General features: G+C 72.4%; 9 protein-coding genes. 5 read left to right on the top strand and 4 right to left on the bottom strand.

Annotation, left to right across the window (positions count from 1 at the left end):
• The coding region (locus LDL48_RS08590) for a hypothetical protein (RefSeq protein WP_225254481.1) at window positions 1–233 on the top strand (233 nt) is incomplete at its 5' end.
• Window positions 234–462: 229 nt separating this feature from the next.
• On the opposite strand, the gene LDL48_RS08585 is transcribed toward LDL48_RS08590, so the two are convergent.
• Entirely contained in the window at window positions 463–1,305 is an 843-nt protein-coding gene (locus tag LDL48_RS08585) for a Rieske (2Fe-2S) protein (protein WP_225254480.1), read from the bottom strand.
• 86 nt (window positions 1,306–1,391) lie between these two features.
• On the opposite strand from LDL48_RS08585, the gene LDL48_RS08580 reads away from it, so the two are divergent.
• Window positions 1,392–2,246: an MEDS domain-containing protein gene (locus LDL48_RS08580; protein ID WP_225254479.1), complete on the top strand. Its 855-nt coding sequence runs from the start codon at window positions 1,392–1,394 to the stop codon at window positions 2,244–2,246.
• Window positions 2,247–2,284: 38 nt separating this feature from the next.
• Here the strand turns inward: LDL48_RS08580 and LDL48_RS08575 are convergent, their stop codons facing one another.
• Window positions 2,285–3,649 (bottom strand): dihydrolipoyl dehydrogenase family protein, encoded by a 1,365-nt coding sequence (locus LDL48_RS08575; protein WP_225254478.1) that lies wholly within the window; start codon window positions 3,647–3,649, stop codon window positions 2,285–2,287.
• A gap of 39 nt (window positions 3,650–3,688) precedes the next feature.
• Here LDL48_RS08575 and LDL48_RS08570 point away from each other — a divergent pair, with 39 nt between their 5' ends.
• The gene (locus LDL48_RS08570; protein ID WP_225254477.1) at window positions 3,689–4,741 is read left to right on the top strand and encodes a serine hydrolase domain-containing protein; all 1,053 of its coding nucleotides are present in this window, start codon (window positions 3,689–3,691) and stop codon (window positions 4,739–4,741) included.
• A gap of 65 nt (window positions 4,742–4,806) precedes the next feature.
• On the top strand, window positions 4,807–5,670 hold the full coding sequence (locus tag LDL48_RS08565) for a hypothetical protein (RefSeq protein WP_225254476.1): 864 nt from the start codon (window positions 4,807–4,809) through the stop codon (window positions 5,668–5,670).
• Window positions 5,671–5,787: 117 nt separating this feature from the next.
• On the opposite strand, the gene LDL48_RS08560 is transcribed toward LDL48_RS08565, so the two are convergent.
• A complete protein-coding gene (locus LDL48_RS08560; RefSeq protein ID WP_225254475.1) occupies window positions 5,788–7,122 on the bottom strand; it encodes a cryptochrome/photolyase family protein in 1,335 nt (444 codons plus the stop codon).
• The gene (locus LDL48_RS08555) at window positions 7,122–8,021 is read right to left on the bottom strand and encodes a phytoene/squalene synthase family protein (protein ID WP_225254474.1); all 900 of its coding nucleotides are present in this window, start codon (window positions 8,019–8,021) and stop codon (window positions 7,122–7,124) included. Before LDL48_RS08555 ends, LDL48_RS08560 begins: the two co-directional genes overlap by 1 nt.
• A 65-nt stretch (window positions 8,022–8,086) precedes the next feature.
• On the opposite strand from LDL48_RS08555, the gene LDL48_RS08550 reads away from it, so the two are divergent.
• Window positions 8,087–9,250, top strand: coding sequence for a polyprenyl synthetase family protein (locus LDL48_RS08550; protein ID WP_225254473.1), 1,164 nt, complete (start codon window positions 8,087–8,089; stop codon window positions 9,248–9,250).
• Window positions 9,251–9,260: the final 10 nt, after the last annotated feature.

The following is a 9,260-nucleotide window of genomic DNA, read 5'->3' as shown; positions in this document are numbered from 1 at the left end:
AGAAAATCATCCCAGCAACAAACAATCTGTTGCCAAAGACAACCCGCACCAAAAAAGGCACGAGCCATACCAATTGGCACTGGCTTATCAAGCACCCTGTTGAGTTCTCAAAGAACAACCACACACCCGACACCAACCGCAGAACCCTGCAGCCCGCGCCCGGGGCACTCGTTCAACTTTACTGTGTCTTCCTGGCCGTGTCAACCGGTATCTCCCGGTTGGTGCCTGTCTGACCCAGTACGTCCCTCGCCATGAGCGCGCAGCAAGAACACGAACGCAGCTTCGCTACGAGCGCAGCACCGCTACGAACTCAGTGTCGGAGGACTTGGCAGGACGGCCGCTGCGGTGAATCCCGCGAGCTCGCCCGTTTCCCTGCCGAGAAAGAACACTACCCGGTGTCTCCCCGAGCCTCCAAATCGGCCCCCAGTGTTCCGCATAACGCCAGGTCAGCGCAGCGTTTTCCTAAGGTTGGGCCACTTCGACCACGCCGGCGACCACCCGGCAGCGCAGGATCGGCTGGTCGTTCGCGGCCGGGCCGTGCACCACGGCACCGTCGGTGAGGCGGAACGTGCTGCCGTGCCACGGGCACACCACGCAGGCGTCCGCACCCGAGCCGACCACGTCGCCCTCGCCCAGCGGACCGGTCTCGTGCGAGCAGCGCTCGATCATCGCGGTCACCCGGTCGCCCTGTCGGTAGAGCAGGATCGGCACGTCGTCGAGGCGGCGTACCGCCGGTTTGCCGTCCGGTAGCGCGGCCAGCTCGCCCACCGCGGTCCAGTCCTCGGGCAGCCGGGCGACGTCCGGGGCGGCATGGTTCATGCCGCCGCCCTGGGAGTACGACAGGTGCCCGCCCAGGTAGGCGCTGGCACCGGCGATCGACAGTCCCGCGAACGCCAGCGCCTTGCCGCGTGCCGTGCGTCCGGACAACCGGGCGGCCAGCGAACCGATGTAGAGGCCCAGCGCCACCGTGTTCCCGGCGGCGTGGACCAGTCCGACCCGGCGGCGGTCCTTGGTCATCTCGGACCAGTCGGTGAGCCCGGCCGCCATCGCCGGTGCCGCGCCGGCCGTACCCACGGCGATCAGCGTGGTGGCCGCCTTCCGCTCACCGGGCATCAGGTCCAGCACGGCCGCGGACAGGAACGCCCCGACCGGCATCTGCACCAACACCGGGTGCAGCGGGTGCCCGAGCCAGGTGCCGTGCAGGAAGTCGCGCACCGCGCTGGGACGGATCGCGCCCATCACCGCCTTCTGCAGGGTGTCGCCGACGGCGTCGAGCGAGTGCGCCTGTTCCAGACGGGTGAGCATCTTCCGCAACATCTTCGGGCGATTCCCCGCCGGGTGCCGGCTAAACCCCGGGGCATGAGGTACGTGGCACCGGGTATCCACCGGGCATGCAGAGCACCACGCCGGTGGACCGGCTCCGACCGGGCGACCACGCATGTCTGACGTACTCCGACCCGGAGGAGCGACTGGACATCCTGGCCGGGTTCGTGGCCACCGGCCTGGACCGTGGCGAGCGGGTGATCTGCTACACCGACGCGGTCGACGACCTGCGCGGCGAGCTGGTGGAACGCGGGCTGGCCGGGACCGGGCACCGGCTGAGTGTGGAGCCCAGCGAGCGGTTGTGGGGCGACGGCGCCGGACCGGACGCGGCGGTGATGGTGAAACGCCTGCGGGCCGCGCTGGACGAGGCCGAACGGCAGAACCACACCGGGCTCCGCTTCACCGCGGACATGTGCTGGGCGGCGCGCCCGCAGGCCAACGCCGAGCAGCTGCTGGCGTTCGAGTCCGAGGTCGGCAGGCTCTTCGGGGCGGGCCGGCTGACCGCGATCTGCGAGTACGACCGGGACAGCTTCGACCCGGTCACCCTCGGGTACGCGGCGCGGGTGCACACCCGCACGGTCGCCGCCACCGTCTACCACGAGGACGCGGTGCTGCGGATCTGCCGTCAGCACGTGCCGCCGGGCATCCGTGCCGCCGGCGACCTGGACCGGCGCCGGGCCGCCGCGCTGGAGCACGCGCTCGCCGAGGCGGTCCGGCTGGACCCGGACATCCATCTGAATCTCAACCACCTGCGGCATCTGGATGCCGGGGCGGCGGCGGTGATCCTGCGGACGGCGGCCGGGCTGCCGGGCACCCGGCGCATGGTGGTGGTCTGCGCCGACGCGGTCGAGCGGACACTCCGCGCGGCCGGCGCGGACGACGTGTCGCAACTGCGGTTGCTGGTGCGGCACGCGGAACGCTGACCGGCGGCGAGCGCAGAAGGGCGAGCGCGGAAGCCTGATCAGCTCAGCGCCCGGACCGCGTCCCCGATGCCGCGGTGGAACGTCGGGTACGCCCAGATCGTGGTGGCCAGCGTGGCCACCGGGACCTCGGCGTGCACGGCCACCGAGAGCGCGCCGATCATCTCCCCGCCGGCCGGGCCGGCCGTGGTCGCGCCGATCAGGACGCCGCGGGCAGAGTCGGCGATCACCTTGATGAAGCCGTCGTTGCCCGGCCCGTGGATGAAGCCGCGCGAGGTCGACGGCAGTTTCGCGTACCCCACCTGGATGTCGACGCCCGCGTCGCGGGCCTGCTTCTCGGTCACGCCGACCGCGCCGATCTCGGGGTCGGTGAACGTCACCCGCGGGCGGGCCCGGTAGTCCGCGCGGGGCCCGCTGCGGCCCAGGATGTCGTTGATCGCGATGTCCGCCTCGTAGACCGCCATGTGGGTGAAGTTGCCGTTGCCGGTGACGTCGCCGACCGCCCACACCCGGTCGGCGGCACGCATCCGGTCGTCGGTGGTGAGGAACCGCATGGTGGGGTCGAGTCCCAGCGTGTCCAGGCCGAGGCCGTCGAGGCGGGCGGCGCGGCCGGTGGCGACCAGCAGGCGGTCGCCGTGGACGGTGCTGCCGTCGGACAGCGTGAGCGTGAAGCCGTCGGCGGAGTGGGCGACCTGCTGGGCGCGGACACCGGTGCGGATGGTGACGCCGTCGCGGGTGAGGGCCTCGGCGGCGAGGGCGGAGGACTCCGGTTCCTCCATGGCGAGGATCCGGTCACCGCCCTCGATGACGGTGACCCGGGTGCCGAAGCGGGCGATCACCTGACCGAGTTCCAGGCCGATGGCGCCCCCGCCGAGCACGATCAGCGACTCGGGCAGCTCCTCCGCCTCGACCGCGTCGCGGTTGGTCCAGTAGGGCGTGCCGGCGAGGCCGTCGACGGGCGGGATGACCGCGGTGGTGCCGGTGGCGATGACCAGCCCACGCTCGGCCGTGTAGTGCTGATCGTCGACCCGGACCCGGCCGGGGCCGAGGATGGTCGCGCGGCCGCGGACGAACCGGCCGCCCTTGCCGGTGAACCGCTCGACCGCGACCTTGTCGTCCCAGGTGTCGGTGGCTTCGGCGCGGATCCGCCGGGCCACCGGCGCCCAGTCGGCCTGCACCGTGGCCGCGCCGGCCAGGCCGGGGATGCGCCGGGCCTCGGCCAGCGCGTTACCGGCGCGGATCATCATCTTCGTCGGGATGCAGCCCCAGTAGGGGCACTCGCCTCCGACCAGGGTGTGTTCGATGCCGACCACCCGAAGGCCCGCCGCGGCCAACTCGCCGGCCACCTGTTCGCCGCCGACCCCGAGGCCGACCACGATCACGTCTGCTTGCTCCGCTTCGCCCATGTCAGACAGCTTCCCACTCCCGGCGGCTATGGTGCGCTGGTGTCTGACGAGCTGTGCACGACGGGCCGGGTGGCGCCCGGTTTCGAGGCGGTCCGGGAGGCGTTCACCGCCGATCCGCGTGGCGGTTCGGCGCTGGCCGTGATCGCGCACGGCGAGGTGGTGGTGAATCTCCGGGAGGGCTTCGCGGACGCCGGCCGGACCGTGCCGTGGGGCGAGGACACGCTGGTCAACGTCTATTCGGCGGGCAAGCCGGTGATCGCGTACGCGGTGCTGCTGCTCGCCGAGCGCGGGGCTCTCGGGCTGGACGAGCCAGTGGCCCGGTACTGGCCGGAGTTCCGGGCCGGGGCGTCGGTACGCCAGGTGCTCGCCCACACGTCCGGCCTGCCGGCCTTTCCGGTGCCCCGGGATGCCGGGGCCTGGATCGACTGGGACCTGCTCTGTGCCGACCTGGCGCGGGCCGAGCCGGAGTGGCCGCCCGGCACGGTGGCCGCGGAGCACGCCCTCACCTACGGGCATCTGCTCGGTGAGCTGGTGCGCCGGGTGGACGGGCGCCCGCCGGCCCGGTTCGTGGCCGAGGAGATCGCGGCGCCGGGCGGGCTGGACTTCGGTTTCGGCCTGGGCCCGGCGGACGTCGCCCGCTGCGCCGAGCTGGAGTACGAGACACCGGACTGGCCGCAGCGGATGCTCGGCGCACCGGGGTCGCTGCATGCCCGGGCGGTGTCGAATCCGGCCGGTGCCCGCGATCTGGCGGTCGTCAACGGCTCCGGGTGGCGCTCCGCGTCGGTGCCGGCGGTGAACCTGCACGCCACCGCGATGTCGCTGGCCCGGTTCTACGCCGGCCTGATGGACGCGCCGATCGGGGCGTCGATGGCGAGTCCCCAGTTCGCCGGCGTGGACCGGTTCCTCGACCAGGACGTCGTGTGGGGGCTCGGGGTTCAGCTGGAACCGGATTCCTCCTGGGGCATGGGCGGGCTGGGCGGCAACGCGGCCTGGGCGGATCCGGTCCGCGGGCAGGCGATCGGGTACGTGACCCGGCGGCTGGGCGATTTCGCCGCGGTGGAGCGGATCGAATCCGCGCTGGCCGATTCCTAAAGGCCCACCGGCCGCCGCCGATTCTGGATCCTCGCGGAAGTGAGATAGAGGCGAGGAGACGGTTCATGAAGGCACGACTACGGGCCGGGCTGGTGTCCGTCGTCGTGCTGGCCGCCACCGCCCTGGCGCTGCCCGCGGCTTCGTCCGCGGGCGGCGCCGGCCTCACCCCGGTGGCACCGAACACGCGCGCCATGTGGCTGTGGGACGACCCGCCCGCCGACGAGGTGGTGTCCTGGGCGGCCGAGCGGAACGTGTCCGAGATCTTCGTGTACGTCACGCCGACCGTACTCACCGACGGCAGCCTGCCCCGGTTACGGGAGATGAAGCAGCGGGCCGACCAGAACCGGATCCGGCTCACCGCGCTGAGTGGCGACCCGGCCTGGACCACCGGGCATGCCGCCGCGCTCGCCTGGCAACGGGCCGTGGTGTCGACCGGCCTGTTCGCCGGCATCCACCTCGACGTCGAGCCGTACCTGACCAACGGCTGGAACAGCAACCTCTCGGCCACGCTGAAGGCGTACCTGGCTCTGCTGGACAAGATGCGCGCGGCGAGCACGCTGCCGCTGGAGGCGGACGTGCCGTTCTGGTACGGCCAGTACACCGTCGGCGGCAAGAACCTGGCGGACGAGGTGCTGCGCCGGGTGAAGGCGATCACCGTGATGAGCTACCGGGACACCGTGACCGGACCGAACTCGATCATGACGGTGAGCGCGGACTGGCTGCGCCGCGGTGCGGCCGTGGGCAAGCGGGTCCGGCTGGGCGTCGAGACCGGACCGCTGGCGGACTGCTCGTACTGCACGTTCGCCGAGGAGGGCGCGACCCGGCTCGGGGCGGCGATGGCCGAAGTGGACGCCGCCACCCGGAACTCGCCGGCGTTCGCCGGTATCGCCGTGCACCGCTATGTCACCTGGCGAAACCTGCCTGCCTGAGGGTTTCCTGCACGCCACGACGGGAAAGTGATCGCGGGCCCTGCCGGCCGAACGGACGAACGCAACAAGTCGGCAGGGCCCGCTTCTCACACCCGTCCGGCGAACCGGACGGGAACCTCACGGTCGTAACCAAACCGCCTCGTCGCGGTGCGACTCCAGCGGACCCGGGTAGTCCAGACCGCGGCGGACCGCGGCGGGCAACCGCCACGGCTGGTGCACGGCCTTGCCGGGAACCGAAACCAGTTCGGGTACGTAGCGACGAACGTACACGCCGTCGGGGTCGAAGCGCTCGGCCTGGCGGATCGGGTTGAACCGACGGTACGGCCGGGTGTCGTTCCCGGTGCCCGCGACCCACTGCCAGTTGCCCGAATTGTTCGGCACGTCACCGTCCAGCAGCCACCGGTAGAACCAGGCCACGCCGGGCCGCCAGTCCAGGCCGAGGTGCTTGGTCAGGAACGCCGCGGTGATCAGCCGGGCCCGGTTGTGCATCCAGCCCTCGGCCCGCATCTGGCGCATGCCGGCGTCCACGATGGGCACTCCGGTGCGGCCGTCCTGCCAGTGCCGCAGCGCGTCCGGGTCGGCGCGCCAGTCGGGGTCGCCGCTGCGCCGGTAGGCCCGGGTGGAGATCTCCGGGAAGCCGTTCGTGACCTGGTAGTAGAAGTCGCGCCAGCAGAGCTGGCGGAGGAACGCTTCCGGGCCCGGGCCGGTCCGCCCCCGCACCGCGTTCGCCACCGCGAGCGGCGAGACACAACCGAAGCGGAGGTACGGACTGAGCCGCGACGTGTCGTCGGCGGCCAGGTCGTCGTGCACCTCGACGTAGGAGTCGATCCGGCGCAGCCAGGCCGCCAGTCGCCGCCGCCCCTCGGTCTCCCCGCCGTCGACCGCACCGGGTGAGTCCCCGGCGGGCGGGTCCGGCAGCACGCCGGCGTCGAGCCCGTCGGGCAGCGGGACGGTGCGCGGCTCGGCCGCCTCGTCGCGCCACTTCGCCGCCTCCCAGGCGCGGTGGTACGGGGAGAAGACCCGGTAGTGGTCGCCGCCCCCGCCGGGTCGCACGTCGCCGGGGTTCACCACGGTGACGCCCGGGAACAGGCGCAGCGACAGGCGGTGCCGTTCGCACTCGGCGGCCAGGTCGCGTTCGCGGCGGCGGGCGTACCGGCTCACGTCGGCCGCCATCGCCACCCCCTCGGCGCCGGCCGCGCGGGCCACCTCGACCGTCTCGGCGACCGGGTCGCCGGTGCGCACCACCAGGTCGCCGTGCTTGCCGCGGAGCGATTCGCGGAGGTCGGCGAGGGCCTGGTGCAGGAACCGGACCCGGTTCGCCGAGCCGGACTGCAGCGCCGGGTCGAGCACGAACAGCGGGACCACGCGCTCCGCGTGCGCGCAGGCCGCGGCCAGCGCCGGGTTGTCCCGGACCCGCAGGTCGCGGGTGAACAGCACCACGGCGGTACGCATCAGGCGCCGGCCCGCATCGGCGTGCCGGCCGGGGTCAGCACGCTGGTCAGGGCGACCGACGCGCGCCGCCGGTTGGGCACGGTGGCGCGGCGGACGAACACGTCGTAGTCGGCCGCGGCGACCTCGTCGAGGATGCCGCCGTAGAGCCGGTACGCGGTGCGCATGCACGCCTGCGAGGCCGGATTCAGCAACGGGATGCCCGGCGCGGCCTGTCGATAGTGGACCTGCGCCTGCGCGCATTCGTACCGGATGAGGGCCTTGATCTTCGGGCTGGACCGGTGTTCGGCGCGCGCCTGCTCGAGGTCGGCCCGGGTCACCTCGAACCGGGCCAGGTGCTCGTCGGGCAGGTAGGTGCGCCCGCGTTCCAGGTCCTCCTCCACGTCCCGGATGAAGTTGGTGAGCTGGAACGCCAGGCCGAGTTGGCGGGCCGGTTCGCGGGCGGCGGCCGGATCCCGGGAGCCGAGGATCGGCAACATCATGGTGCCGATGACCGCGGCCGAGCCCTCCATGTAGTCGAGCAGGTCGTCGTAGGTGGCGTACGAGGTGACCGTGAGGTCCATCGCCATGCTGCGCAGGAACGACGCGAAGTCGTCGAGATCGAGGTCGAAGACCGCGATGGTGTGCAGCACGGCCGGCAGCAGCGGATCGTCGGTCGGTTCGCCGCGCAGACCGGCCAGGAACTGCTCGGACCACTCGGTGAGGCGGGCGGCGCGCTCGGCCGGCGGCAGGTCCTCGGTGCGGTCGACGATCTCGTCCGCATAGCGGGTGAACCCATACAGAGCGTGAACGTGGCGTCGTTTCCACCCGGGGAGCAGCCGGGTCGCGAGGTAATACGTGCGGCCGTGGCGTCTATGCAGCTCACGACACCTTTCGTAGGCCGCCGCCAGATCCGCTTCCACGTAACCTCCAGAGAAAATCGACTCAGCAATCGACGCAACCCGCAGGCTACGGTACTCTCGCCAACGTGGCCAACGACATCCTCGAGGGAAATCCGCCGCTCCGCGCGGTACCCCGCCAGTCCGTCCCCTCCGGCGGTCTGGTCGACGCCGTCGAGGGCACCCTGGCCGACTTCCTGACCGCTCAGGTCGTCTCACTCGACCCCGTCGACCCGGCACTCGGCCACTTCGCCCGCACCACCCGTGACCTGGTGCTGCGCGGGGGCAAACGGCTCCGGCCGACGTTCGCGTACTGGGGCTGGCGCGGGGTGGCCGGCCCGGACCAGCCGGTCGAACCGATCCTGCCGGCGCTCGCCGCGCTCGAGATGATGCACACGTTCGCGCTGGTGCACGACGACGTGATGGACCGCTCCGACACCCGCCGCGGCGCGCCGACCGCGCACCGGGTCTTCGCCGCCCAGCACCGAGCGGACCAGCGCCGCGGCGACCCCGACCACTTCGGATCGACCTCGGCCATCCTGGTCGGCGACCTGTGCCTGATCTGGGCGGATCAGCTGCTGGCCCGCACGCCGTTGTCCACCGCCACCCTGTTCGCGGTGCGCGGCTGCTACGACCGGATGCGCGTCGAAGCGGTCGCCGGGCAGTATCTGGACGTCCTCGGCGAGAGCCGGCCGGACGCCTGGTCGGTCGAGCGGGCGCTGCTGGTCGCCCGGCACAAGACGGCCAGCTACACGGTGCAGCGCCCGATGCAGTTCGGCCTGACCCTGGCCGGCCCCAGCGACCGCGACGAGGTGGACGAGGCCTACAACACCTACGGCGTCGCGGTCGGCGAGGCGTTCCAGCTACGCGACGACATCCTCGGCGTGTACGGCGACCCCGCGGTCACCGGCAAGCCGGCCGGCGACGACCTGCGTACCGGCAAACCCACCGCCCTGCTCATGCTCGCCCGCCAGCTCGCCACCCGCGCGCAACGCGCCGAGCTGGACACCGGCCCCGCCGGAGCCGTCATCCCCGCCGACGGCTCCGGCGGCCCCCTCCTCCCCGGCCCGGACATCGACGTGGCCCGCCTCGCCCGGATCATCTCCGACACCGGCGCGCCGGCCCGGGTGGAAGCCCTGATCAGCGACCGCGTCGCGGAGGGCATCGCCGCCCTGGACCGCGCGCCGATCGCCGAGGACGCCCGCACGGCCCTCACCGAACTCGCCGTGACGGCGACCCACCGCCCGGCATGATGGCACCAAC

Origin of the sequence: Jidongwangia harbinensis (assembly GCF_020216025.1) — a bacterium.
GTDB lineage: Bacteria > Actinomycetota > Actinomycetes > Mycobacteriales > Micromonosporaceae > Actinoplanes > Actinoplanes harbinensis.
The sequence above is the reverse complement of the archived record's forward strand: the minus strand, read 5'-3'. Positions and strand labels throughout refer to the sequence as shown.

Bases quoted from the DNA above. Each gene is read 5' to 3' on its own strand.
- LDL48_RS08565 (WP_225254476.1), top strand. From the start codon at position 4,807: ATGAAGGCACGACTACGGGCCGGGCTGGTGTCCGTCGTCGTGCTGGCC.
- LDL48_RS08575 (WP_225254478.1), bottom strand. From the start codon at position 3,649: ATGGGCGAAGCGGAGCAAGCAGACGTGATCGTGGTCGGCCTCGGGGTC.
- LDL48_RS08560 (WP_225254475.1), bottom strand. From the start codon at position 7,122: ATGCGTACCGCCGTGGTGCTGTTCACCCGCGACCTGCGGGTCCGGGAC.
- LDL48_RS08580 (WP_225254479.1), top strand. From the start codon at position 1,392: ATGCAGAGCACCACGCCGGTGGACCGGCTCCGACCGGGCGACCACGCA.
- LDL48_RS08585 (WP_225254480.1), bottom strand. From the start codon at position 1,305: ATGCTCACCCGTCTGGAACAGGCGCACTCGCTCGACGCCGTCGGCGAC.